Origin of the sequence: Amycolatopsis acidicola, assembly GCF_007713735.2 — a bacterium.
Lineage (GTDB): Bacteria > Actinomycetota > Actinomycetes > Mycobacteriales > Pseudonocardiaceae > Amycolatopsis_E > Amycolatopsis_E acidicola.
Map to the genome: position 1 here is coordinate 105,348 of NZ_VMNW02000017.1, position 22,487 is coordinate 127,834.

General features: G+C 69.8%; 26 protein-coding genes and 1 pseudogene. 14 read left to right on the forward strand and 13 right to left on the reverse strand.

The window, feature by feature from the left end; genetic code table 11:
• Positions 1-41 precede the first annotated feature (41 nt).
• Positions 42-434, forward strand: a complete 393-nt coding sequence (locus tag FPZ12_RS14655) for a DUF2237 family protein (RefSeq protein WP_144748387.1) — start codon at positions 42-44, stop codon at positions 432-434.
• Here the strand turns inward: FPZ12_RS14655 and FPZ12_RS14660 are convergent.
• On the reverse strand, positions 418-1,023 hold the full coding sequence (locus FPZ12_RS14660; RefSeq protein WP_144748388.1) for a hypothetical protein: 606 nt from the start codon (positions 1,021-1,023) through the stop codon (positions 418-420). The genes FPZ12_RS14655 and FPZ12_RS14660 overlap by 17 nt on opposite strands.
• A 97-nt stretch (positions 1,024-1,120) precedes the next feature.
• Between FPZ12_RS14660 and FPZ12_RS14665 the strand changes: the two genes are divergently transcribed.
• Complete coding sequence (locus tag FPZ12_RS14665; RefSeq protein WP_144748389.1) at positions 1,121-2,161, forward strand: J domain-containing protein; 1,041 nt, start codon at positions 1,121-1,123, stop codon at positions 2,159-2,161.
• Positions 2,162-2,232: 71 nt separating this feature from the next.
• Here the strand turns inward: FPZ12_RS14665 and FPZ12_RS46395 are convergent.
• Both FPZ12_RS46395 and FPZ12_RS14675 read right to left on the reverse strand, forming a co-directional pair.
• Positions 2,233-2,457 (reverse strand): annotated as a pseudogene (locus tag FPZ12_RS46395) (hypothetical protein); the annotation flags it as partial.
• Positions 2,458-2,535: 78 nt separating this feature from the next.
• Positions 2,536-2,805: a winged helix-turn-helix domain-containing protein gene (locus FPZ12_RS14675; protein ID WP_144748390.1), complete on the reverse strand. Its 270-nt coding sequence runs from the start codon at positions 2,803-2,805 to the stop codon at positions 2,536-2,538.
• A gap of 66 nt (positions 2,806-2,871) precedes the next feature.
• On the opposite strand from FPZ12_RS14675, the gene FPZ12_RS14680 reads away from it, so the two are divergent.
• On the forward strand, positions 2,872-3,156 hold the full coding sequence (locus tag FPZ12_RS14680) for a helix-turn-helix domain-containing protein (RefSeq protein WP_144748391.1): 285 nt from the start codon (positions 2,872-2,874) through the stop codon (positions 3,154-3,156).
• Here FPZ12_RS14680 and FPZ12_RS14685 read toward each other — a convergent pair.
• Entirely contained in the window at positions 3,139-4,107 is a 969-nt protein-coding gene (locus tag FPZ12_RS14685; RefSeq protein WP_144748392.1) for a patatin-like phospholipase family protein, read from the reverse strand. The genes FPZ12_RS14680 and FPZ12_RS14685 overlap by 18 nt on opposite strands.
• Positions 4,108-4,216: 109 nt before the next feature.
• Here FPZ12_RS14685 and pepE point away from each other — a divergent pair, with 109 nt between their 5' ends.
• Positions 4,217-4,933: a dipeptidase PepE gene (gene pepE, locus FPZ12_RS14690; protein ID WP_144748393.1), complete on the forward strand. Its 717-nt coding sequence runs from the start codon at positions 4,217-4,219 to the stop codon at positions 4,931-4,933.
• A 1-nt stretch (position 4,934) separates the two neighbouring features.
• Here the strand turns inward: pepE and FPZ12_RS14695 are convergent, their stop codons facing one another.
• Together FPZ12_RS14695 and FPZ12_RS14700 are read right to left on the reverse strand one after the other, a co-directional pair.
• Positions 4,935-5,351, reverse strand: coding sequence for an acyl-CoA thioesterase (locus tag FPZ12_RS14695; protein ID WP_144748394.1), 417 nt, complete (start codon positions 5,349-5,351; stop codon positions 4,935-4,937).
• Positions 5,317-6,129: a helix-turn-helix domain-containing protein gene (locus FPZ12_RS14700; RefSeq protein WP_144748395.1), complete on the reverse strand. Its 813-nt coding sequence runs from the start codon at positions 6,127-6,129 to the stop codon at positions 5,317-5,319. The genes FPZ12_RS14695 and FPZ12_RS14700 overlap by 35 nt, the downstream gene beginning before the upstream one ends.
• 28 nt (positions 6,130-6,157) lie before the next feature.
• Between FPZ12_RS14700 and FPZ12_RS14705 the strand changes: the two genes are divergently transcribed.
• The 3 genes from FPZ12_RS14705 (at position 6,158) to FPZ12_RS14715 (ending at position 8,853) form a co-directional block, all read left to right on the forward strand.
• Complete coding sequence (locus FPZ12_RS14705; RefSeq protein WP_144748396.1) at positions 6,158-7,264, forward strand: DUF1015 family protein; 1,107 nt, start codon at positions 6,158-6,160, stop codon at positions 7,262-7,264.
• Positions 7,265-7,679: 415 nt separating this feature from the next.
• The gene (locus tag FPZ12_RS14710; RefSeq protein ID WP_144748397.1) at positions 7,680-7,907 is read left to right on the forward strand and encodes a hypothetical protein; all 228 of its coding nucleotides are present in this window, start codon (positions 7,680-7,682) and stop codon (positions 7,905-7,907) included.
• A 115-nt stretch (positions 7,908-8,022) separates the two neighbouring features.
• The gene (locus FPZ12_RS14715; protein ID WP_279537807.1) at positions 8,023-8,853 is read left to right on the forward strand and encodes a PaaX family transcriptional regulator; all 831 of its coding nucleotides are present in this window, start codon (positions 8,023-8,025) and stop codon (positions 8,851-8,853) included.
• Positions 8,854-8,965: 112 nt separating this feature from the next.
• Here FPZ12_RS14715 and FPZ12_RS14720 read toward each other — a convergent pair whose 3' ends face one another.
• On the reverse strand, positions 8,966-9,658 hold the full coding sequence (locus tag FPZ12_RS14720; protein ID WP_144748399.1) for an IclR family transcriptional regulator: 693 nt from the start codon (positions 9,656-9,658) through the stop codon (positions 8,966-8,968).
• Positions 9,659-9,777: 119 nt separating this feature from the next.
• Here FPZ12_RS14720 and FPZ12_RS14725 point away from each other — a divergent pair, with 119 nt between their 5' ends.
• The 4 genes from FPZ12_RS14725 to FPZ12_RS14740 are packed head-to-tail and all read left to right on the forward strand — an operon-like array spanning position 9,778 to position 12,892.
• Complete coding sequence (locus FPZ12_RS14725) at positions 9,778-10,290, forward strand: flavin reductase family protein (RefSeq protein WP_144748400.1); 513 nt, start codon at positions 9,778-9,780, stop codon at positions 10,288-10,290.
• Between the two features lie 16 nt (positions 10,291-10,306).
• Positions 10,307-11,536 carry a styrene monooxygenase subunit StyA gene (gene styA, locus FPZ12_RS14730; protein WP_144748401.1) on the forward strand — a complete coding sequence of 410 codons (1,230 nt, stop codon included), beginning with the start codon at positions 10,307-10,309 and terminating at the stop codon, positions 11,534-11,536.
• A 53-nt stretch (positions 11,537-11,589) separates the two neighbouring features.
• Entirely contained in the window at positions 11,590-12,420 is an 831-nt protein-coding gene (locus FPZ12_RS14735; RefSeq protein WP_144748402.1) for an alpha/beta fold hydrolase, read from the forward strand.
• A gap of 49 nt (positions 12,421-12,469) precedes the next feature.
• Positions 12,470-12,892: a VOC family protein gene (locus FPZ12_RS14740; RefSeq protein ID WP_144748403.1), complete on the forward strand. Its 423-nt coding sequence runs from the start codon at positions 12,470-12,472 to the stop codon at positions 12,890-12,892.
• 202 nt (positions 12,893-13,094) lie between these two features.
• Here FPZ12_RS14740 and FPZ12_RS14745 read toward each other — a convergent pair whose 3' ends face one another.
• Both FPZ12_RS14745 and FPZ12_RS14750 read right to left on the reverse strand, forming a co-directional pair.
• Complete coding sequence (locus FPZ12_RS14745; protein WP_166462746.1) at positions 13,095-14,729, reverse strand: thiamine pyrophosphate-binding protein; 1,635 nt, start codon at positions 14,727-14,729, stop codon at positions 13,095-13,097.
• 55 nt (positions 14,730-14,784) lie between these two features.
• A complete protein-coding gene (locus FPZ12_RS14750) occupies positions 14,785-15,786 on the reverse strand; it encodes a glutathione S-transferase family protein (protein WP_144748405.1) in 1,002 nt (333 codons plus the stop codon).
• An 89-nt stretch (positions 15,787-15,875) separates the two neighbouring features.
• Here FPZ12_RS14750 and FPZ12_RS14755 point away from each other — a divergent pair, with 89 nt between their 5' ends.
• Entirely contained in the window at positions 15,876-17,243 is a 1,368-nt protein-coding gene (locus tag FPZ12_RS14755) for a WS/DGAT/MGAT family O-acyltransferase (RefSeq protein ID WP_144748406.1), read from the forward strand.
• 21 nt (positions 17,244-17,264) lie between these two features.
• Here FPZ12_RS14755 and FPZ12_RS14760 read toward each other — a convergent pair whose 3' ends face one another.
• Positions 17,265-18,239, reverse strand: a complete 975-nt coding sequence (locus tag FPZ12_RS14760; protein WP_144748407.1) for an aldo/keto reductase — start codon at positions 18,237-18,239, stop codon at positions 17,265-17,267.
• A 94-nt stretch (positions 18,240-18,333) separates the two neighbouring features.
• On the opposite strand from FPZ12_RS14760, the gene FPZ12_RS14765 reads away from it, so the two are divergent.
• Complete coding sequence (locus tag FPZ12_RS14765) at positions 18,334-18,849, forward strand: winged helix-turn-helix domain-containing protein (RefSeq protein ID WP_144748408.1); 516 nt, start codon at positions 18,334-18,336, stop codon at positions 18,847-18,849.
• Complete coding sequence (locus FPZ12_RS14770; protein ID WP_144748409.1) at positions 18,849-20,054, forward strand: MFS transporter; 1,206 nt, start codon at positions 18,849-18,851, stop codon at positions 20,052-20,054. Before FPZ12_RS14765 ends, FPZ12_RS14770 begins: the two co-directional genes overlap by 1 nt.
• Here the strand turns inward: FPZ12_RS14770 and FPZ12_RS45580 are convergent.
• The 3 genes from FPZ12_RS45580 to FPZ12_RS14780 are packed head-to-tail and all read right to left on the reverse strand — an operon-like array spanning position 20,051 to position 22,485.
• Positions 20,051-20,194, reverse strand: coding sequence for a hypothetical protein (locus tag FPZ12_RS45580; protein ID WP_166462743.1), 144 nt, complete (start codon positions 20,192-20,194; stop codon positions 20,051-20,053). The genes FPZ12_RS14770 and FPZ12_RS45580 overlap by 4 nt on opposite strands.
• Positions 20,161-21,558, reverse strand: coding sequence for an amidase (locus FPZ12_RS14775; protein WP_144748410.1), 1,398 nt, complete (start codon positions 21,556-21,558; stop codon positions 20,161-20,163). The genes FPZ12_RS45580 and FPZ12_RS14775 overlap by 34 nt, the downstream gene beginning before the upstream one ends.
• Before the next feature lie 9 nt (positions 21,559-21,567).
• Positions 21,568-22,485, reverse strand: a complete 918-nt coding sequence (locus FPZ12_RS14780) for a D-2-hydroxyacid dehydrogenase (RefSeq protein ID WP_144748422.1) — start codon at positions 22,483-22,485, stop codon at positions 21,568-21,570.
• Positions 22,486-22,487: the final 2 nt, after the last annotated feature.

Here is a 22,487-nt window from a genome sequence, read left to right on the forward strand (position 1 = left end):
GACCCACAGCGGCAACACGCCGGAAGTGCCAAGCTTGAGCCATGACCAACGATCGCAACGTGCTCGGCGGCGAGCTGGAGTCCTGCGGAACCGAACCCCGCACCGGGTTCCACCGGACGGGTTGCTGCACCACCGGCCCGGACGACCTGGGCAACCACACGGTGTGCGCGGTCGTCTCGAAGGAGTTCCTGGCGCATCAGCTCCGCGCGGGCAACGACCTGGTCACCCCGCGCCCGGAGTACGAGTTCCCGGGCCTGCGTCCCGGTGACAGGTGGTGCGTCTGCGCCTCCCGCTGGCAAGAAGCGTACGAAGCGGGAATGGCGGCGCCCGTCGTGCTGGCCGCCACGCATGAGCGCGCGCTCGAAGTGGTGAGCCTGGAGGCGTTGCGCGAGCACGCCGCCGACGTGCCGGCGGACCCTAGCTCTTTGCTCTGATCGCCACGCGGCGGACGAAAACCACGTTCGCCGCGACGAGGCCGATCGAGACGACGAGCGCCGGCACGTCGACCAGAAGTCCGTGCCTGCCGGCGAAATCGGGTTCGAGGAGACCGCCGGGATCGTCGAGCACCTCCGCCTGGCTACCCTGCCGCTGCCGGTCGGTGGAGTCGGTGCGGATGATGAGCGTGCCGGCGCGCGGGCAGCTCAGCGTGTGCACGAAACCGTAGTGCTGGTACCGCGACTGGGTGTCGACTTCCTGCCGTTGCGTCACTTCGCAGCTCTCGGCCACCCCGAAAGCATGCAGCACGACGCCTCGCCCGGCGATCGTGAGCGCCGCGAACAGCAGCCCGGCCACGATGAGCGACGTGACCAGCGCCCACCACGGGCCGCCCGCCTGCCGCGCCATGCCGAGCCCGAACGCGGCGACCCCGGCGATGCCGAGCACGATCGCGGCGATGGTGCTGTGCGGCGGAAGGAGGAAAACGACTGCTGCCGCCACGATGGCCACCAGCCCGCACACGGCCGTGAGCCTGCCGGTGCGCAACCCGAGTCTTCGGGCGAAGACGTCCGCGGGAGAAGCTGCCATCGCGCAAGACTAACCGGGTTCACCGGGTCCAGTGACCGGTTTTCCCTTGCCCGGAGCAACACCCCGGCAACGCGCGGTGCCCTTGTATTGTGACCGCGTGCACGATCCCGGCTACTACGAGCTGCTCGGGGTGGAGCGGGATGCCTCCGCGACGGAGATCAAGTCCGCCTACCGCTCGCGAGCCAGGGCGATGCACCCCGACGCCGGCGGTTCGCCTCGCGAGTTCCACCTGCTCCGCGAGGCGTACGAGACGCTGAGCGACCCGCGCCGCCGCGCGGACTACGACCGCGGGTTCGTGCCCGCGCCGGTGCGCACGCGGCGGCGGCCGCGGGATTTCGGGGAGGACCCGTCGTTCGTCGCGACGATTCCCCGGCTCGACCCGGAAACGCTTTCCTGGTGGCACCGTGGGGCGGAATGCGCGGGCCCGTCCTCGCCACGCCCGCCGGGACACGCCCCGGCGGCGATCCTGCTCGCCTGGCTGCTGCTGGTCGTGCTGCCGCTGACGGCGGACTGGCTGCTGTTCGCCGTCTGGCTGCTGCTGGCGACGGCCGTGGCTATCTGGCTCGTGCGGCGGCACCTCGAACTGGCGCGCGCCCGCGCGCGGTTCGCCACCGAATTCGGCGGGGTGACCGTGTTCGGCAGGCCGGGCGCCGACGCCGACCAGTGGGGTGAGCGGCTCACCGCCGAACTGCTCGAGCGCTACCTCACCCGCCTGCCGCACGTCCGCGTCTTCCACGGCCTCGCGCTCCCCGGCTCGGTCTTCGCCGACGTGGATCACGCCGTGCTCGCCGGGAAACGCCTGGTGCTGGTCGAATCCAAGACGTGGCTGCCCGGCCGCTACGGAGCCGACGACGACGGCACACTGTGGCGCGACGACCGCCTTTTCCGCGGCGGCGCCACCCGGCTCCCCGAAGCCATCGAGGCCTACCGGAACCTGCTGCCGGGCGTGGAGGTGCGGGGCGCGCTGGTCGTGTACCCGAGCCGCGCCGGGGAGATCACCACCGAGGCGGACTTCACCGTGCCCGCCCCGCCGATGACCCCGGACCAGTTCGTACAGGAGATCGGCGGCTGGCTCGCCGCCGGACCCTCCATTGTGGACACCTCCGTGCTGCGCCGCGTGCGCGGGCAGGTCGTCTGACCGGGCTGGGTAAATGTGTGAGAACGTGGCTGGACCGGCATGCGCACGAAGGCGAGGAAGGCCTGCGGGAATCGGGGCACGCCTGGGATGCCGTGGTCGGCGAAGTAGGTGATCGCCCGGGTGAGGAAAGCGGCGCAGGTCGGGCCCTTCTCGCCCGGCCGGTCTCGCTCGTAGCGCACCGCTGTGGTCTTGCTGGCCTTGATTACCGTGCCGGTCACCGGGTCGAGCGCCGATCGTGGCGGCACGCCATGTCGTGCAAGTACTCGCGAGACCGTGCGCGTCGCCAACGGTAGGCCCAGGCGTTGTCGGTCATCAGCCGTTCGATGCGGGTGCACCCACCAGCCGACTGCCACCAACCTAACCGCCAAGCACCGCTAGGGGGCGCTCCACAGGCAGAACTCCGGCGTCTTCTCACGCCGACGCACGTACGTGCCCTTCGAGCGGACCGTCACCACCAACCCCCATTCCCGCAGCAGTCGTGTCGCATGTCTGGCCGTCCCCAGTGACACCCCGTACTCGCGAGCGAGCTGGCCCTCCGCGGGCAGCGTCGTGTTCGGCGCCAGTTCGCCCGCCTCGATCCGTTCGGCGATGCGCTTCGCGACGGACTCGTAGAGGTAACCGGGTGCTTCGAAATCAAGACTCACAGGACGAAAAGTAGCATAGAAACGACAAAATGTCGCTTGATCCGCCCACAGTAAGCTGCACTTCCGATGACCGAGGACGAGCTGGACGAGGCGCTGGACGCGCGGCTGCGCGCGCTGGCCACCCGCGTGCGCCGCGCACGGCGCGAAAGGGACCTCACGCAGGACGAGCTCGCCGACCGCGCCGGCGTCTCCCGGTCGGTGGTCGCGGAGCTGGAGCGTTCCCGGCTCGATCAGCCGCGGCGCAAGGAAGATCCGCGAAAACGCCCGCCCCGCAACATCACGCTCGACACGTTGTTCCGGATGGCCGAGGCGCTGGGGGTGCACCCCGCCGAGCTACTCGACGACCGCTGACGGCAGCTGCGCGAGGAACCTGCGCGCGGCCTCCTGCCCGCTGGAGTACAGCGTCGCCTGCGTCTCCGGCGACAGCCCGAAATCCGTCGCGGAGATCCCGCCGGTGTCGACAAAGATGGTCCGCTGGTTGACGCCCTCGTCGTCGAGCCGGTACCGGTTCCAGTCCGCCATCAGCGTCTGCAGCGAACCCGTCGCGATGCCCAGCGGCGAACGGATCGGCGAGTCGTGATTCCCGCGCGGGCGGCCGGACAGCTTCACGCCCCAGGTCGGCCAGCGCGAGCGCACCCCGTCCGTGCGGTCGAAGACGGTGATCGGGAAGTTCGACAGCAGCCCGCCGTCGACCCAGGTGACCTTCTTGCGTTCGCCGGTCTCGAACTCCACGGGCCGGAAGAAGAACGGGATCGACATGGACGCGCGCACGGCGTCGACCAGCAGCTCGTCATCGGCTTTGCGGCCGTACTCCGCGTAGTCCCACGGCAGCCGCACGAGCGCGCGGCGGGACAGGTCGCTGGTGTGCACGACGAGCGAGTAGCGCTGGTAGTCCTGGAGCGAGGTGTTCGGGTCGTCGAGGCGGAGGTCGCCGAACTTCGTCACGCCCACGGCCTCGAACAGCGGGCCCAGCCATTCGTAGAGGTAGTCGCCGGTGTGCGCGCCGCGGTGCAGCAGGAACTCGATACCGTCGCCCGCCTTGCCGAGCACGCGGTGCAGCAGGCTGTCCTCCTGGAACTTCCGGTACTCGCAGCCGTGCATCACGTCTTCGAGCTCGTGCAGATCCCGGCCCGCCTTCTGGTACGCCGCGACCAGCGCGGCCACGATGGCCCCGGCGCTGGTGCCCGCGATCCGCTGGAAGCGGTAGCCCTGGTCGTGGAGCACCAGCACCGCGCCGAGCAGGCCGATCCCCTTCACCCCGCCGCCTTCGAGCACGAGGTCGACCGGTTTCCCGTCAGCCATGCCCCACCCCCCTGGGAGTCGTCCGCTTCAGGAGTCGGCGCGCGGACCGCGGTGTTACACCGCCCACTCTCGGCACATCAGTGTTGATCGCTCGTGATAGGCATTCCGGATGCGTCTGCTGCTGCTGTCCAACTCGACCGCGCCGGGGAAGCAGTACCTCGAACACGCGCTGGACGTGCTGGGCGAGATCCTCGACGGCGTCAAGCGGCTGGTGTTCGTCCCGTTCGCGCTCGCCGATCACGAGGGCTACACGGCCAAGGTCGCCGAGGCGCTGGAGCCGGTCGGGGTCGAGGTCGCCGGCGCGCATTCGGACGATCCGATCAAGCTGTTCAACAGCGCGCAGGCGGTGTTCGTCGGCGGTGGCAACACCTTCCGGCTGCTGCGCGAGCTGTACGCGCGTGAGCTGCTCGCCCCGATCCGGGACAGGGTGGCGCACGGGACCGTCTACATCGGATCGAGTGCGGGCACGAACGTGGCCTGCCCGACGATCCGCACCACGAACGACATGCCGATCGTGCAGCCGCCCGCGTTCGAGGCCAGCGGGCTCGTCCCGTTCCAGATCAACCCGCACTACCTCGACCCCGTCGCGGGCGATCCGCACATGGGCGAGACGCGGGAGGAACGGCTGGAGCAGTTCCTGGAGGAGAACGACGTGCCCGTGCTGGGGATGCGCGAAGGCACCTGGCTGCACCGCTCCGGCGACGCGCTCACCCTGGGCGGCGACGAGTCCGGCGCCCGGCTGTTCCAGCGGGGTTCGGCCGCGGCGGAGATCCACTCCGGCGCGGACCTGAGCGCACTGCTGGACACCGTGCCGCTGTTCCGCTGAATCAGGACAGGCCGAGCAGCTCCGGTTCGGCCGCGATCTCCAGCCAGTGCCTGCCGGGGTCCTCGACCAGCCGCCGGGTGCGCAGGTCGAGCACCCCGGACACGCTCGACACCTCGGCCACGAGTTCGCCGCGCACCAGCATCTCCTGCCGCACCCGCGAGGTTTTCCCGGTGCCCCAATGGAAAGTGCTGACCACCGTGATCTCGTCGCCCATCCGCAGCTCGCGGCGGAAGCGCAGCGTGGTCTCCAGATTCACCGGCCCGAGCCCGCGCGCGGTCAGCTCGTTCGGGTCGATACCGGCCGCGCGCAGGCATTCCCAGCGCGCGTGGTCGGCGTAGGCGAGGTAGGCCGGGCCGCGGACGTGCCCGTTCACGTCCAGGTCGTCACTGCGGACGCCGATGGTGGTGCGAAACGTCATGCCGCGCACGATGCCCTGTGGTGGGGCGGTTGTCTGGAACGTTTCGGCCAGCCCAGGTGCGCACCAGCCCGGCCGGTGACGATCCGGCGAGGGCGCGGCATTCCCGGCCGAGATGGGACTGATCGGCGTACCCTGTCTCGAAAGCGACGTCGGCGAGCGATGTCCGTCCACATGCGACTCTGGGAAGGCGCGCCAGGAAGCGCTGGAACCGCAGGACCCGGTGTAGTTGTTTGGGGCTGCAGCCCACCTCGAACGCGAACCGGCGACGCAACCCGCGCTCGCTGATCCCCAGCTGTGCGGCGACTTCGGGCACGCGTGCTCCGGCCGACACTGCCCCGGCGGGCAGCCCATCCGCCTCGCGATCTACGAACAGCGACTCCAGGATCGACCGCGCGGCAAGGAAATCCGCGCTTTCGGCAAGCCGTTCCTCGACCGTCGACGGCCCCCACAGCTCCCGCAGCGGGACTCCGCCGACCGGCAGTTCGGCGATCGAGTAGCCCAGCAGCGAACCCGCTGCCCCGCAGCGCAGCCGCAAGCCCACCGTCTGCCCCGCCGGCCGCAGCCGGACCCGCACGGGCTCGTCCACCGCGACCATCACCGTCAGCTCTTGCCCGTTCCACACCACGTCGACACAGCCGTCCGGCAGCACGCGCAGATTTCGTTCCCAGCCGGGGCGGCCGTACCAGGCGCACGCGACGCCCGGCACGGACGACGCGAACTCGCGGTAGACCGAACGCCGCGGGCCGAGACCGGCCGACGGCCGCACTGGGACAGCCACCCGGCCAGTATCCAGGCAGGATCGGGGTATGAACCAGTCCGCACACGCGATCCGGACCGGCTGGGTGGTCGTCGGCGACGTGCCGGGGCCGAACGTGGACGAGTTCGCCGAGCCGAGCGAGGTGGTCGACGCACTCGCCGGCACGCGCGGCGAAACGCTGCTCGCGGTCCAGCACCCACACCGCACTCCGCGGGCGCGCGCCCGCGGCCTCTCGCTCGCCCAAGCCCTGCCCGAGGCACGGCGAACGCTCGACAGGCTGCTCGCCACGCACTACCGCGAAGCGCACGATTTCGTCGCGGCATACCGGGTGGATGGTGCGGTCGGCGTGTTCTGCCTTGTCGACCCGGCGCAAGGTGTGCGGCACAGCGAAGAGATCTACCCCCGGATCGTCGACGAGCGCGCCGCGATGCTCGATGGGCTCGGCCGGGCGACGAGCGCGGCGATGCTCGTCCCACTGCGCGACGGTCCGGCGCTCACCGAATCGGTGGAGCGCGCGGTCGCGGGGCAGAAACCCGATGTCGTCAGCGGTGGACACAGACTGTGGCTCATCGGCCCCGGGCCCGTACAAGAGGAGTTGCTCGCGTTGGTGCGCCGCGGGCCGTTGCTGGTCGCCGACGGGAACCACCGTGTGGCGGCGGCCCGGTCCAGTCTGCTGGCGCTGGTCACCGCGGGGCCGGAGCTGCGGATCGGGGCGATCCACCGGGCGTTGGTGGGCACGGGTTTGCGCACGGGACAACTCGCCGCGGCCTGGCGTCGCGCCGGGCTCGTCGTGCGGGAGACGCGCGCGCCGGAGCCACCGGCGAAACCGGGGCTCGTCACCGTGCCGTCCGGCCTGGTCGTCGAGCTCCCGGAGCCGCGGGAACCGTTGCCGCGCATCGATCACGACGTCGTGGAGCGACTCCTCATCGGCCAGGCTCTCGGCATCGATCCGGAGGGGCCGCACGTGCGCGCGCTGCCCGCGGGACATCCACCGGGCCCGGATGTCGACGCCGTGCTTCAACTCGCGCCCGTTCCCTTCGCCGACGTACTCGCGGTACACGAACAAGGTCGGCGAATGCCGCGAAAGAGCACCTATTTCACGCCGAAACCACGCAGCGGCCTCCTGATCGCCGAGCTGCCGGCACCGAAAAGTTGACCACTAAACCGGAGATCACCTATTGCCCCGCCATCGACAGCTCCCCGAATAATCGCCGACGCGGGACGACAAAAGAAGCAGCTCAGCTCCTGTCACGCAGGCGCCGGCCAGAATATTCCAGCGCGCCGGGATAACGATCAGGCACGACAAGGTACGTACAATTCGGCCGCCGCGGGACAGAATTCCCGGGCCGGGTCGCGACGAAAGATCATCTCGTCGACACCCAGGGAGCCAGGCGTCGCCCGGCTGCTCGCGCCCAGGTCAACGGACGCAGGAAAACGCAATCTGCAAATTGCAGTTTCTGGAGTTTCAGCCACCGAGACAAAGGGTTTGCTACATTAAGGTGACAACGCTTCTGGCTCCCCTGCGACCGTGCTTACGATGCCAGCACCTTCACGAGAAACCGGATGCGATCATGGCAACACGCATTGATTTCGAGCCCGGCGACATCTGCTTTTCCTGCCTCGTCCCTCGGGAACAGACCCCCCACGACGAAGAATGGTGTTTCGACTTCAAGGACCGGCCGTTGTGCGGGCAATGCGCCCGCGACGAGTGCATAATCCACGAACCGTGGCCGGACACTTTCCCGCTGCCGGAGCCGATGCCGCGAACGGTGCCGGACCTCGCGTATTTCCTGCCCTGACCCCGTCGATTCCCCCCATTCCGGCAACCCGGCGCGGCCGCACGGTACCGTGGACGGATTGACGCCCGGAATGGGAGGTGAGGAGCCGATGGGGGACTCCGCCGCGCGCCCGACGATGAGCAGGCGGCGCGAGGTCAGCCACACGAGTGCCCGTTCGCTGCTGATGACCGTGCTCGGTGAGTACGTGCTGCCGCGCGGGCGCCCGGTCTGGACGTCCACCCTGGTCGACGTGCTGGCTGCCTTCGGCGTCGAGGAAAAGTCGGCGCGCCAGGCACTCGCGCGCACGGCCGCCGAAGGCTGGCTCGTGTCCGAGCGCGTCGGCAGGCGCGTGCGCTGGTCGCTGACGCCGCCAGGGCGCAGGCTGCTCACCGAAGGCGCGGAACGGATTTACGGCTTCGGCCGCGACAGCGGAGAGTGGGACGGCAAGTGGCTGATGCTGCTCGTGTCGGTCCCGGAGACGAAGCGGGACCTGCGGCACAGCCTGCGCACCCGGCTGACCTGGGCCGGGTTCGGCTCGCCCACGCCCGGTGTGTGGATCAGCCCCGACGCCTCCCGGCAGGACGAGGCCGGCACGATCGTGCGCGACCTCGGTCTGGACAAGGAGGCGATGTCGTTCGTCGCCGCGTACGGCACCATCGGTGACGAGGACGCGATGGTCGCGCAGGCCTGGGATCTGAGCGCGCTGGAGGGCCGGTACGAGGGCTTCATCGACGAGTTCACCGGCGTGCATCCGGCCTGTGGTGACGAAGCGTTGCACGCGCAGGCCAAACTGGTCCACGAATGGCGCCGGTTCCCGTTCCTCGACCCACGCCTGCCGGCCCGGCTGCTGCCCCACAACTGGAGCGGCGCGCAGGCTGCGGAACTGTTCCACCGCAAGCACGTCGAATGGCGGCCCGCCGCCCAGGAACACTGGGACAAACTGACCGGCAGCGCGGAAGCGGCCTGAGGGCCGTCGATTCGCCCACCTGAGCGAAAAGGGCGAACGCGGCGGCCAGGCACCCAAAGACCCCATTCGGCAACAAACCGGCCGATCCCACTGCACAGTCCACTGAGGACGGTCAGATCTCCCAGACCTCGTCCGGGGGCCGGGTCAGGCGGATGGCCGTCCGGCGGACCGCGTCGGCCACCTTTTCGTCGCTGAGGTCCCCGGCGACGAAAACCACGGCCACGCAACCGACCGCGCCTCCAGTGAGCCGGACCGGGGCGGCGATCTCGGTGAGCCCGGCGTGCAGTTCGCCCACTGTGCGGACATAGCCGGTCTGCCGCGCCCAGCCCACTTCGGGCCGTTCGTCCGGGCGCGGTGACGCCGTCGACTGGATCGCCAGGCCGCACGCGCCGCGATCCATCGGCGCGCGCGTCCACGGCCGGTACGCCACGTGCGCCCTGTCCCTGTCCGGTTCCACGGTGACGACCGTGACCACCTGCCCGCCGCGGGGAACCGCGAAGAAAGCCGTTGCGGCAACAGAGTTCGCCAGTTCGCCGAGGACGTCATGCAGGTGCGCCTGCGCGTCACCGAGGATGGTGCGCGTGAGCACGAGCAGGCCGAGGCCCATGGTGTAGCGGCCTTCGGCAGTACGCCGAACGAGTTCCCGATCTTCCAGTGTCCGCAGGATCCGGTAGACAATCGAGCGATGCAGTCCCGTCGCGGCCGCGAGGTCCTGACTCGACCGGGCCTGGCCGTCGGCCAGGATGTCCAGCACGTCGAGGGCACGGTCCAGCGTCTGCGCCCGCACGCCAGGCTTCGCTTCCACCGATACCTCCCCCACTGTTGCCGGGGTCACTTTAACACGCTATGCTGCTCGGATATCGAGCCGACAATGTCGTCGCTGCTCGATACCAGAACCAATATGGGGAGGGCTTCCGCGCAGAAATGTCGTCGCGAAACCGTCCTCCCGTCGATCCAGGCACCTTCCGCCGCACCGTCGGCCGGTTCGCCAGTGGCGTCACAGTGATCACCACGGCCGACGGCGAGCGCGTGCATGGCATGACTGCCAACGGTTTCCTGTCCGTCTCCCTCGACCCTCCGCTCGTACTGGTGTCGCTCGGCAAGACCTCTCGCACGGCGAAGCTGCTGCGACGCACCCGCCGTTACGGCGTGAGTGTGCTCGCCGACGACCAGCAGCTGCAGTCCCAGCACTTCGCCGGGCGCCCGGCGCCCGGGCTCGTGCCCGAGTTCGACCACGTCGGCGGAATCGCGTACCTCCGCGGTTCGATCAGCCAGATCGGTTGCGAGGTAACGAAAATCCACCGCGCCGGTGATCATCTGCTGTTCGTCGGCAGGGTCACCCACCTCGCCTGCGCCGATCGCGAACCGCTCGTGTTCTTCACCGGCTCCTACCGCGCGCTCTACGCCGAAACAGCCGGGCAACTGTTCACCTACTGATCCAGAAGGAGCGGCCATGGACGGGATCGGCATCGTCGGGGCTGGCATCGCCGGCCTGCACCTCGGGCTCCTGCTTCGCCAGCACAACGTCCCGGTCACCATCTACAGCGACCGGACCGCGGAGCAGATGGCGGGCGGCCGGATGCTCAACAGCGTCGCGCACCACCACGCGACGGTCGAGCGGGAGCGGGCGCTCGGCGTGGACCACTGGCCGGTCGAGGAGTTCGGCTACTTCGGACACCACCACTACCTCGCCGGCGGGCCACAACCGTTGGTATTTCCCGGTTTCTTCAAGGCGCCCTCGCGCGCGATCGACTACCGCATCTACCTCCCGACGCTGCTGGAGGACTACCTCGCGCGCGGCGGCGAGTTCGAGGTGCGCCCGGTACAGGCGGCCGACGTGGTGAAGCTGTCGGAGCGGCACGACCTCGTGGTGATCGCCTCCGGCCGCGGCAACATGAGCGCGATGTTCCCGCGCAGGGCCGACAAATCCCCGTACGACACCCCGCAACGCAAGCTGTGCGCCGGGCTGTACGAAGGAATCGCCCACTCCGAACCGCGCGGCGTCACGATGAGCATTTCGCCGGGGCACGGGGAGCTGCTCGAAATCCCGATGTACTCCGCGGCCGGGCACGTCGCCGCGCTGCTGTTCGAGACCGTGCCGGGCGGAGACCTCGAGGTGCTCGCCGAAACGAGTTACGACGACGACCCCGCCGGGTTCGAGAAACTCGTGCTGGAGAAGACGCGGCAGCACCACCCGTCGAACTTCGAACGCATCGACACCGGGAACTTCCACCTCACCGGCCCGCTGGATCTGTTGCAGGGCGGGGTTTTGCCGTCGGTGCGCGAGGACTACACGAGGCTCCCCAACGGCCGCTACGTCGTGGCGGTCGGGGACGCGCACACGGTCGTCGACCCGGTCATCGGCCAGGGCGCGAACTGCGCGTCGTACTCCGCGTGGGAACTGGGGCACGCGATACTGGAGGACCCCAACTTCGACGAGCGGTTCTGTCAGAAGGTCGCCGACCGCAGGCGCAACTCCGTGCACGCGACGGCCGACTGGACCAATCTGATGATCCGCACGCCACCGCCGCCGCATCTGCTGCAGCTGTTCGTGGCGATGTCGCAGAACCAGGCCGTCGCCGACGAGTTCACCGAAAACTTCAGCTGGCCGGACAAGCAGTGGGACATTCTCGCGACACCCGAGCGCGTGCGGAAGTTCCTGGCCGGCCACGGAATGAACTAGCGCGCCGGCTCGGCTGCCGCTGCTTGTCGTAGGCACCGGCTAGGGTGCCGGATGTGACCGAGCACCTGAGCATCCCGACCCCTGCCGGCTCCTTCGACGCCATCGCCGCGGGGCCCGCCGACGGCAGGCCCGTCCTGCTGCTGCACGGCTTTCCGCAGGCCGCGATCGTGTGGGAGGACCAGGTCGCGGTGCTCGGTGACCGCGGTTATCGTGCCGTGGCCCCGGATCAGCGGGGCTACTCGCCCGGCGTCCGGCCGGAAACGGTCGCCGAGTACGGGATGAGCGAACTGGTCTCCGACGTGCTCGCCATCGCGGACGGGTTCGGCTGGAGCCGGTTCGATCTCGTGGGCCACGACTGGGGCGCCGCGGTCGGCTGGTGGACGGCGTGGGAGCACCCGGATCGGGTGCGCACGCTGACAGCGGTTTCCACCCCGCACCCCGGCGCGCTCGCGCAGGCGCTGCGCACGGACGAGGATCAGGCGATGCGCTCGCAGTACATGCGGGACTGGCGAGACAGGAGCACCGAACGCCGCATGCTGGCGAACAACGGCGAAGCGCTGCGCCGCATGTTCGAGTGGAAGGTCTCCACCACACGCGTCGACGAGTACGTCCAGCGCCTCTCCGAGCCGGGCGCGCTCACGGCCGCGCTGAACTGGTACCGCGCAAGCAGGCCCGCCGCGAAAATCGGCAAGGTGGAGGTGCCGACGCTGTACGTGTGGAGCACCGAGGACGTCGCGCTCGGCTCCACCGCTGCGCTGGACACGGAGAACTGGGTGAGCGGGCCGTACTGGTTCCAGATGCTGGAGGACGTGTCGCACTGGGTGCCCGAGGAGCACCCGGAAATCCTCACCGGGCTGATCCTGGAGCACCTTTCCCGCAGGTAGCGGGCCTCGCGGCCCGAAACTGTCGGTGGGTCGCGCTAGCTTTGCGCGCATGACATACGACTTCCAGGTCACGATCGACTCGGCCGACCCGCACCCGCTCGCCGACTGGTGGGCGGAGGCGATCGGGTGGACGGTCGAGCCCGCCGATGAGGAGTTCATCCGCCGCATGGTCGCCGAGGGCCGGGCGCGCGAGGAGGACACCACGACTCATCGCGGGCGGCTGGTCTGGAGCGTCGGCGCGGCCATCAGGCATCCGGAGTCCGGCAGGCGGATTCTCTTCCAGCGGGTGCCCGAGGCGAAAACGGTGAAGAACCGCGTGCATCTCGATGTGCGCGTGGGGGACGAAAAGCGCGAGGCCGAGGTGGAGCGGCTGGTCGCGGCCGGCGCGAAGGTGCTCTACCGCGGGAGCCAGGGGCCGTTCACCTGGGTCACGGTCGCCGATCCGGAGGGCAACGAGTTCTGCCTGACCTGAACCAGTTCGAGGGGGAGAGATTTGGTCGTACGCAACGAAAGAGCCTGAGACCGAGCAGGCGGGACAGCCGACGGGGACGTGTGGGGGTGGAGGTGTGCCGGCCCCACCTCGGCCGCGTCTTCCCGCCGGCCGCGATCGCTGACGCGCACATGTAGATGAATCACGTGTAGATGAAGGCAGACCAGAGGAAAGGTGGTGGGGCTTATCGATGAGCCCGGTACCAGCGTGGTGACGTATTGAGCGGTGGCGTGAGGTTCGCGCGGACCACCAGCACATTGGGTTCCTCGGCGCGGACGAACTCGCCGAGCCGTCGGCGGAACGCCCGGCCGAAGCCCTTGACCTGGTCGGCGTGCACGCCGAAGGATCGGGCCAGCCCGACGAAATCCGGCGTGTGCAGGTTGACGCCGCGCTGCGGCAGGCCTTCGCGGTCCTGGTCGTAGCGGAGCATGCCGTAGCCGCCGTCGTCGACGATGATCACCGTGACGGGTAGCGACTCCTGCGCGAGTGTGGCCAGATCGCCGCAGCCGTAAAGGAAACCGCCGTCCCCGCTGACGCACACCACGCGTCCCGCACCGGCCGCGGCCGCGCCCAGCGATGCTGGGAAGCCGAAGCCGAGGGTGCCCCAGCCCATGGGGTACGCGAACCGTCTGGGTGCGCTGACCCGGTGATAGCCACCGGCCCAGTACCCGGCGACGCACATGTCCGCCACCACGACCGCGCTCTCGGGCAGGGTTTCCTCTAACGTGCCAAGGAAATCCGCCGCCTGGGGTTCGTCGGCGCGCATCCGGCGGCGGACCGAATCGTGCAGCCCGCGCAGGCGGCCGGTCAGCTCGTCCAATCCCGGGCGAGGGGTGAGGCCGGTCAGCAGCTGGCTGACCACGTCACGCGCGTCGCCGACGAGGGTCAGGTCCGGCGGGTAGTTCTTGGCCGCGTCCTGCGGGTCGACGTTGACGGCGATCAGCTTGGGCGGCTTGGGCATCAGCCAGTTCTGGGTCATCAGCCCGTCGAAGTCGGTGCCGATGCCGAGCACCACGTCGGCCTCGTCCCACAGCGCGCCGACTTCGGGGTCGTGCACGGGGTTCGGCGCCGCGCACGGATGCGACGGCGGCAGCAGTCCGCGCCCGGCGAAGGTGGTGACCACAGGCGCGGCGAGCCGTTCGGCCAGTTCGCCGATCACCGGGCCCGCTTCGGCGCGCGCGGCGCCGCCGCCTGCCCAGATCAACGGGCGCGCGGCACCGGAAAGCAGGCGCTGTGCCTCGTCGAGGTCGGTCAGGTTGATCGCGGCGAACCGTTCCGTCGAGTCCGGCGCGGACAGCCGGGTGGTGTGCTCGCGGAGGAAATCCGTGGGGACGCCGACGTACACCGGCCCGCTCTGCGGTTGCACGGCGAGGCGCGCCGCCCTGGCCACGGCCGGCGCGATGTCCTCCGCCACCTCGACCGTCGTCGCGGATTTGGTGACAGGCGCGAACATCGCGGCCTGGTCGCTGGTCTCGTGCAGCACCCCGCGCACCACACCGGGGCGGCGGAGCTTGGCCGGGATGTCGGTGGCGAGCACCAGCACCGGCGAGGCCGAAGCCATGGCCTCTCCCACGGCACCGAGCGTGTTCGCCGCGCCGGGCCCGGTGGTGACCAGCGCGACGCCGAGTTTGCCGGTGGCCCTGGCGTAGCCGTCCGCCGCGTACCCGGCCGTCTGCTCGTGCCGGACGCCGATGAGCCGGATGCCGCTTTCCGCCAGTGCTTCCCAGATCGGCAGGTTGTGCACCCCTGGCAGCCCGAAGGCCACCTCGGCCCCGAGCTCGGTCAGCGTGTCGACTAGATGCTGGGCCCCGGTCTTCATCACCCGCCCAGGTTAGGCCCACACCCAGCGTGCGCGGTCTCGGTGTGCCCTCCACCTACCACTGCGCGGGCAACCGCTCCTCCGCCGGAGGCGGGCCGGGCGGGGTGCCGTCGCCGAAGGGGCGGCCGCCCAGTTCCTCCCTGCCGTGCGGGGTGGCCCAGCCGGAAAGGTCCGGACCTCGGGGCACGATCCGCGTCGGGTTGATCTGCTCGTGCACCTGGTAGTAGTGCCGCTTGATGTGGTCGAAGTCCACGGTGTCGCCGAAACCGGGCGTCTGGAACAGATCCCGCGCGTACGCCCACAGCACCGGCAGGTCGCTCAGCTTCTGCCGGTTGCACTTGAAGTGCCCGTGGTACACCGCGTCGAACCGGACAAGGGTGGTGAACAACCGGACGTCCGCTTCGGTGATCGTGTCCCCGACGAGAAAGCGTTGTCCCGCAAGACGCTCGGACAACTGGTCCAAACGAGCGAACAACCGGGCGTACGCGTCGTCGTACGCGGACTGCTTGGTCGCGAAACCCGCTTCGTAGACCGCCGCGTTCACGTCCTTGTACACGGCGCGATTCACCTCGTCGATCTCGTCCCGCAGCTTCTCCGGATACAACTCCGGCGCGCCTTCGCGGTGGTACGCCGTCCACTCCGTGGACAGGTCGAGGGTGATCTGCGGGTAGTCGTTGGTCACCAGCTTCCCGCTCGGGATGTCAACCACCGCCGGCACACTGATTCCGCCTTCGTATCCTGGCTCGGCCGCCTGGTACGCCTCGTAGAGAAAACCGATGCCCAGCACCGGATCCTTCCCGCCGGGGTCGAGCGTGAACCGCCAGCTGCGCTCGTCCTGGATCGGGTCCGCGACAGCCACCGACAACACCTGCTCCAAGCCGAGCAACCGGCGTACGATCAGACCACGGCTGGCCCACGGGCAGGCCCGGCTCACCACGAGCCGGTAGCGGCCCGCCTCGACCGGCCAGCCTTCGCGGCCGTCGGCCGTGATCCGCGCGGCGAAATGATTGGGGGCGCGCTCGAATTTCCCGGTTTCCGGATCCGTCGGGATGGTCATCCCACCAGGGTAGGACCGGGCGCTCCACCTAGCATGACCCGAAATCCCCGCACGGGCGCAGGACGCTCCGGTACGAGAGGTGGTCACCGATGGCGCTGATGCCCTTCACCGACTCGATGTTCCTGCTGGTGGAAAGCCGCGAGCATCCGATGCACGTCGGCGGTCTCCAGCTGTTCCAGACGCCGGACGGCGCGGATCCCGATTACCTGCGCGGAATCCGTGACGATCTGCTGAAGAACGAAGAGGTTCCGCCGCTGTTCCGGCGCCGCCCCGCGCGCCCGGTGAACACGGCGGGATACCTGGCCTGGGCCAGTGACGCCGACGTCGATCTGCACTACCACTTCCGGCATTCCGCGCTGCCGCAACCGGGCCGCGTGCGTGAACTGCTGGAGCTGACGTCCCGCTGGCACAGCACCTTGCTCGACCGGCACCGGCCGCTGTGGGAGATCCACCTCGTCGAGGGCCTGCGCGACGGCCGGTTCGCGATGTACAGCAAGATCCACCACGCGCTGCTCGACGGCGTTTCGGCGCTGCGGCATCTCCAGGGCACCCTCAGCGACGACCCTGACGACCGGAACTGCCCGCCGCCGTGGGGTTCCCGCCGCCCGCCTCGGGAGAAGCCGTCGCGCAACGCCCGCGAGCTGCTGCGCTCGGCGGAGAATTCGTTGGTACAGCTGGCAGGCGTGGCACCGGCCGCGTTCAAGGTGGCCAACGAGGCGTTCCGCGAGCACACCCTCACGCTGCCGATGCAGGCCCCGAAGACGATGCTCAACGTGCCGATCGGCGGCGCCCGCCGGTTCGCCGCGCAGTCGTGGCCCCTCGCGCGCGTCCGCGCGATCGCCACGGCCACCGGCACTTCCCGCAACGACGTGGTGCTGGCGATGTGCGCCGGTGCGCTCCGGGACTACCTCATCGAGCAGAAGGCGCTGCCGGACGCGCCGCTGATCGCGATGGTCCCGGTGTCGATGCGCGGCAAGCAGACCGACACGGTGTCGAGCGGCAACCAGATCGGCGCGGTGCTGTGCAATCTCGCCACCGACCGGCAGGACGCCGCCACCAGGCTGAGCACGATCCACCATTCGATGCGCGACGCGAAGCGGATCTTCAAGGAGCTCACGCCGCTGCAGGCACTGCTGTTGTCCGGGATCAACGTGGCGCAGCTGGGCATCTCCACGGTGCCGGGTGTCGTCACGAACACCCGGCCGCCGTTCAACCTGGTGATCTCCAACGTGCCCGGGCCGAGGCAGCAGATGTACTGGAACGGCGCGAAACTCGACGGCATCTACCCGGCTTCGGTGCTGCTCGACGGCCAGGCGCTGAACATCACGCTGACCAACAACGGCGACAGCCTCGACTTCGGCATCACCGGCTGCCGGGCGAGCGTGCCGCACCTGCAGCGACTGCTGCTGCACCTGGACACGGCGCTGGCCGAACTGGAGGCCGCGGCGCACGTCTGACGCGAACGGGCCCCGTTCGCGTCAGGCGATGCCCTCCGGTGAAGCGCCGGAAACCTGGACGCCGCGAGCGGTGATCCGTTCGATCTCGGCCAGTTCGTCCCTGGTGAGGTCGACGTCGGCCGCGCCGAGGCTGTCCTCGATGTTCTTCGCCCGGCGCGCGCCGACGATCGCGACATGCACGCCCGGCTGGTGCAGCGTCCAGGCGATCGCCAGCTGGCTGACAGTCACGCCCCTGTCCTTCGCGAACTCCTGCAATTCCCCCACCACTTCGACGTTCCGGCGAAGGTTCTCGCCCTGGAACGCGCTGGAGTTCGACCGCCAGTCGCTGGCCTCGAACTTCGCGTCGGCGGTCAGCGAACCCGTGAGCAGCCCGCTGCCGAGCGGGCTGTAGACGAGCACGCCGATTTCGTGCTCGCGGCAGTACGGCAGCGGGTCTTCCTCGATCTCGCGCCGGAGCAGGTGGTACGGCGGCTGCAGCGTCTCCACCGGGCGCGTGCGGTCGAACTCGGCGAGCTGCGCGGAGTTGTAGTTGGAAACGCCGACGTGCCGGATTTTGCCCTCGTCGACCAGCTCCTGCAGCGCGGTGGCCGTCTCCTCCGCCGGGGTGTTTTCGTCCGGCCAGTGCACCTGGTACAGGTCGATGTGGTCGATCTCCAGGTACCGCAGGCTTTCCTCGACGCCTTGGCGCAACCACGCCCGGCGCGCGTCGCGCGGCCGTTCGCTGCCAGGGTTGATCCCGCCCTTGGTGGCGATCACGACGCTGTCCCTGTCCCGCTTCAGTTCCTCGCGCAGCGCACGGCCGAGCAGCGCTTCGGATTTGCCGAAGCCATAGGCCTGCGCGGTGTCGAAGAAGTTGACGCCCAGTTCGCGCGCGTGCCGGATGGCGGCCATCGCGGCGTCCTCGTCGAACGAACCCCAGTCGCCACCGAGCTGCCAGGTGCCGAAGGCGATCCGGGAAACGTCCAGTCCACTCCTGCCCAAAGTCGTCGTCCGCATGATCCCCAGCACAGCACAGTCTCCCGGAGGACGCAGCACACTACCCCCAAATAACTGTTTGACGGTCTGGCAGGGGTGTCGGCAAACTGGCGCGATGCCGGAAAAGCCCGTCCTGGACAGCCTTCGCGTGCTCGCCCACCCGCTGCGCGTGCGGATCCTTTCGCTGCTCACGGGCGCGGCGATGAGCGCCGCCGAGGCCGCGCGCGAACTCGGCGAGACGCAGGCGAACGTGAGCTACCACCTCCGGCGCCTCCACGAGGCGGGTCTGCTCGACGTGGCCGAGGAGGTCCGGATCCGCGGTGGGCAGGCGAAGCGGTACCGGCACGATCCGGACAGTGGGCCGCGCTTCACCCGCGACGAGCCGGAGGAGGAACGTCTGCTCCTGGCCGCGCTGGCCGGAGAACTCCGCCGCCGGTCCGAACTTCGTGCTGCCGACGGCCGGACCTCCCTGACCGACGCCGAGCTGTGGGTGGACCGATCGACGTGGGAACAGGCCGTCGAGCATGCCCGCGAGCTGGGCCGCCTGCTGCACCATGGCGCGCGACCGCCGCGCAGCGAAGGCACGGTGCGGGTCAGCGCCACGGTCGCGCTGTTCGTCCTGGACAGCTGATGAAGTCCTTGCGCGGCAGGGATTTCCGCTGGCTGCTGAGCGGGCGGACCTGCGCCGAACTCGGCAACGCCGTCGCGCCCGTGGCGCTCGCCTTCGCGGTGCTGGACGTGACGGGGTCCGTTGTGGACCTCGGTCTCGTCGTGGGCGCCCGGTCGCTGGCGAACGTGCTGCTGGTGCTTTTCGGCGGGATGCTGGCCGACCGGCTGCCGCGTTCGGTCATCCTGCAGGGCACCGAGTTCGCGGCCGCGCTCAGCCAGGCCGCCATCGCCGTCAGCATCCTTTGTGGATTCGCTTCGCTGCCGTTGCTGATCGCGCTGAGCGTGGTCAACGGCGCCGTCGCCGCGGTTTCGCTGCCCGCCGCGTCTTCACTGACCCCGCAGACGGTGTCGCCGAACCTGCTGGCACAGGCGAACGCGACGGTCCGGATCGGCGCGAACCTCGGCCGGTTCACGGGCGCCGCGCTCGGCGGCATCCTCGTCGGCGCGCTCGGCACGGGCTGGGCGATCGCCGCGAACGCCTCGCTCTTCCTCTGCGCTTCCCTGTGTTACCGGGGAATCCGGACGACGGCGCGCCCGGCGGCCGCGGCACGCCCCCTGGCCGAACTGGCCGAAGGCTGGCGGGAGTTCTCGTCGCGGACCTGGCTGTGGGCGGTGGTGGCGCAGTTCTGCGTGATCAACGCGGTGAACGCCGGGGCCGTGCAGGTGCTCGGGCCGTTGGTCGCGGACCACGGGATCGGCCGCGCCGCATGGGGTTTCGTGCTGGGGGCGCAGACGATCGGCTCACTGTGCGGCGGCGTGCTCGTCGTCCGCTGGCAGCCGAGGCGACCATTGCTGATCGGCGTGGCGGTCACGTTCGTCGACGCCGTGCCGCTGCTGTTGCTGGCGCACGCGCCGTACCTGGTTCCCTTGCTGGTGGCCGGTTTCCTGAACGGGATCGCGATCGAGTTGTTCGTGGTTGCCTGGGATGTTTCGCTGCAGGAGCACATCCCGGCCGACCGGCTGGCCAGGGTGTACTCCTACGACCTGCTCGGCTCGCTGGTCACCATCCCGCTCGGCGCGACCGTCGCCGGCCCGCTCGCCGAGCAAGTGGGCATCGAGCCGGCCCTCCTCGGCGGCGCGGCGCTGATCGTGCTCGCCACCGCGGGCGCCCTGCTGAGCCGCGACATCCGCACCCTGCGGCGGAAAACGCCGGAGCCGGCGAGTTAGCGGGCCAGTCGCTCGTTGAGCTCCCGGCTGATATCGGCGACCTGGGTGGCGGCCTCCGACACCACCGCGTCGTCGGCCGCCGACTCCGTTTCCGGCTTCTCGTCCACTAAACCCCCGACGCCAGCCTGCTCACCGGCCAAGGCCGGACCTCCTCGAAGAGCTTCGCCACTGCCAGCACCAGGTCGTCCGAGTGGCGCGGGCCGACGATCTGCAACCCGACCGGCAGCCCGGCCGACGTCAGCCCGGCCGGCACGCTGATCGCCGGCTGCTGGGTCATGTTGAACGGGTACGTGAACGGCGTCCAGTCCGGCCAGCCCGTCATCCCGCTGCCCGGCGGCACATCGTGCCCGGCCTCGAACGGCGCGATCCCGACCGTCGGCGTGATCAGCACGTCGTACCGGGTGTGGAACTCGCCCATGAGGATGCCCAGCGCGGCCCGTTCCCCTGTCGCCGCAAGGTAATCCGCCGCCGAATACGTCTTGCCCTGCTCCCAGACCCGCCGCAGCCCGGGGTCGACGAGCTCCTCCGAACCGGCCGGAAAGGTGTTCAGCCACTGCGCCGCGCCGGTGGACCACAGCACGTCGAAGGCTTCCTTGGGGTCGGTGAAACCCGGGTCGCTCTCCTCGATCCGCAGCCCCGCCTCGTCCAGCGCGATGACCGCGGAGCGCACGATCTCGGCGACCTCCGGGTCCACCTTCGCGTAGCCGAGGTTCGGCGAGAACGCCGCGTTGAGCCCGCGCACGTCACGCCGCACGGCTTCGCGGTACGCGCTCATCATCGGCGGCAAGGCCGCCGGGTCGCGGTGGTCTGGCAACGCGAGCACATCCATCATCAGCGCCACGTCGTCCACCGAGCGCGCCATCGGGCCGGCGTGCGAGAGCGGGCCGAACGGGCTCGCCGGGTACAGCGGGATACGGCCGTGCGTCGGCTTGAGCCCGACGATCCCGCAGAACGCCGCCGGAATCCGGACCGAGCCACCGCCGTCGGTACCGACCGAAAGCTCGCCCATCCCCGCCGCCACCGCGGCCGCGCTGCCGCCGCTGGAACCGCCGGCGGTGACCGACGTGTTCCACGGGTTGCGCGTGATGCCGGTGAGCGGGCTGTCTGTGACGCCCTTCCATGCCAGCTCGGGCGTGGTCGTTTTGCCCAGCAGCACGAGCCCGTTCTCCCGCAGCCGCGCGCTCACCGGGCTGTCCACGTCCCACTGCTGGTCCGGGCTGATGCATTTCGAGCCGCGCAGCGTGGGCCAGCCCTGGGTCAGGAACATGTCCTTGATCGACGTCGGCACCCCGTCCAGCCAGCCGATCGGGTTGCCCTCCCGCCACCTGGTCTCCGAGGCCTTCGCGCCTTCGCGGGCAACCTCCGGGTCGACAAGGCAGTAGGCGTTGCACTCGCCGTCGCGCGCTTCGATCGCGCTGAGTGCGGCCTCGGTGGCCTCCACCGGGGAGATCTCACCGGTGTTGTACGCCGCGACGAGCTCGCTCGCCGTCAACAGGGTGCCCATGCTGCTCCTCTACTGCCCCGACGGCACATAGCCCAGTTGTTTGTCCACGACATTACGAAGCGGGCGGCCAGTGTGCCAGCGCCGGAAGTTCTCCGCGAACACCTCGACGAGCGTGTTGCGCCAGCCGACGAAGTCCCCGGACATGTGCGGGGAGATCAGCACGTTCTCCATGCTCCACAGTGGACTGTCCGGGGGCAGCGGCTCGGTGTCGAAGACGTCCAGCGCGGCACCCGCCAGCTCGCCGCCGCGCAGCGCGGCGATCAGGTCGGCGGTCACCACGAGCTCACCGCGGCCCACGTTGACGAACCGGGCGCCGGGTTTCATCGCCGCGAACGCCGGCGCGTCGAACATGTTCTTCGTCTGCCCGGTCAGCGGCGCGACCGCGACCACGTAGTCGAATTCCGGCAGCCACCGCGTCAGCTCGGCCGAGGCGTGCACGCTGCCGAAGTCCGGGTCGGCCTCCCTGGCGCGGCGGCCCATGCCCGCGACGGACATCCCGGTGGCGCGCAGCATCCGCGCGATCGCCCGCCCGATCGGGCCGGTGCCGACCACGAGCGCCCGCTTCCCGCCGACGCGCTCGGTCTCGCGGTGCTGCCAGCGCACCTGTCGCTGCAGTTCGAGGGAGCGCGGCAGGTCCTTGGCGAACGCGATGACCACGCCCAGCACGTACTCGGCGATCGAGTCGTCGAACACGCCGCGCGAATTGGTCAGGACCACGTCGCTTTCGCGCAGTTCCGGGAACATCACCGGGTCGACCCCGGCGCTGGCGATGTGCACCCAGCGCATCCGGTCGGCCGCGTGCCATGCCCGCGGGACCGCGGTGGACAGGAAGTCGTAGACGAACAGGGCATCCGCCCCGCGCAGGGCGTCCTCGAGGCCTTTTTCGCCGGTGTAACGAACTTCCGCCGCAGATTCGATGTCGTCCATAT

Bases quoted from the DNA above. Each gene is read 5' to 3' on its own strand.
- FPZ12_RS14655 (WP_144748387.1), top strand. From the start codon at position 42: ATGACCAACGATCGCAACGTGCTCGGCGGCGAGCTGGAGTCCTGCGGA.
- FPZ12_RS14660 (WP_144748388.1), bottom strand. From the start codon at position 1,023: ATGGCAGCTTCTCCCGCGGACGTCTTCGCCCGAAGACTCGGGTTGCGC.
- FPZ12_RS14680 (WP_144748391.1), top strand. From the start codon at position 2,872: ATGACCGAGGACGAGCTGGACGAGGCGCTGGACGCGCGGCTGCGCGCG.
- FPZ12_RS14685 (WP_144748392.1), bottom strand. From the start codon at position 4,107: ATGGCTGACGGGAAACCGGTCGACCTCGTGCTCGAAGGCGGCGGGGTG.
- pepE (WP_144748393.1), top strand. From the start codon at position 4,217: ATGCGTCTGCTGCTGCTGTCCAACTCGACCGCGCCGGGGAAGCAGTAC.
- FPZ12_RS14695 (WP_144748394.1), bottom strand. From the start codon at position 5,351: ATGACGTTTCGCACCACCATCGGCGTCCGCAGTGACGACCTGGACGTG.
- FPZ12_RS14705 (WP_144748396.1), top strand. From the start codon at position 6,158: ATGAACCAGTCCGCACACGCGATCCGGACCGGCTGGGTGGTCGTCGGC.
- FPZ12_RS14710 (WP_144748397.1), top strand. From the start codon at position 7,680: ATGGCAACACGCATTGATTTCGAGCCCGGCGACATCTGCTTTTCCTGC.
- FPZ12_RS14715 (WP_279537807.1), top strand. From the start codon at position 8,023: ATGAGCAGGCGGCGCGAGGTCAGCCACACGAGTGCCCGTTCGCTGCTG.
- FPZ12_RS14725 (WP_144748400.1), top strand. From the start codon at position 9,778: ATGTCGTCGCGAAACCGTCCTCCCGTCGATCCAGGCACCTTCCGCCGC.
- styA (WP_144748401.1), top strand. From the start codon at position 10,307: ATGGACGGGATCGGCATCGTCGGGGCTGGCATCGCCGGCCTGCACCTC.
- FPZ12_RS14740 (WP_144748403.1), top strand. From the start codon at position 12,470: ATGACATACGACTTCCAGGTCACGATCGACTCGGCCGACCCGCACCCG.
- FPZ12_RS14745 (WP_166462746.1), bottom strand. From the start codon at position 14,729: ATGAAGACCGGGGCCCAGCATCTAGTCGACACGCTGACCGAGCTCGGG.
- FPZ12_RS14750 (WP_144748405.1), bottom strand. From the start codon at position 15,786: ATGACCATCCCGACGGATCCGGAAACCGGGAAATTCGAGCGCGCCCCC.
- FPZ12_RS14755 (WP_144748406.1), top strand. From the start codon at position 15,876: ATGGCGCTGATGCCCTTCACCGACTCGATGTTCCTGCTGGTGGAAAGC.
- FPZ12_RS14760 (WP_144748407.1), bottom strand. From the start codon at position 18,239: ATGCGGACGACGACTTTGGGCAGGAGTGGACTGGACGTTTCCCGGATC.
- FPZ12_RS14765 (WP_144748408.1), top strand. From the start codon at position 18,334: ATGCCGGAAAAGCCCGTCCTGGACAGCCTTCGCGTGCTCGCCCACCCG.
- FPZ12_RS14770 (WP_144748409.1), top strand. From the start codon at position 18,849: ATGAAGTCCTTGCGCGGCAGGGATTTCCGCTGGCTGCTGAGCGGGCGG.
- FPZ12_RS14775 (WP_144748410.1), bottom strand. From the start codon at position 21,558: ATGGGCACCCTGTTGACGGCGAGCGAGCTCGTCGCGGCGTACAACACC.
- FPZ12_RS14780 (WP_144748422.1), bottom strand. From the start codon at position 22,485: ATGGACGACATCGAATCTGCGGCGGAAGTTCGTTACACCGGCGAAAAA.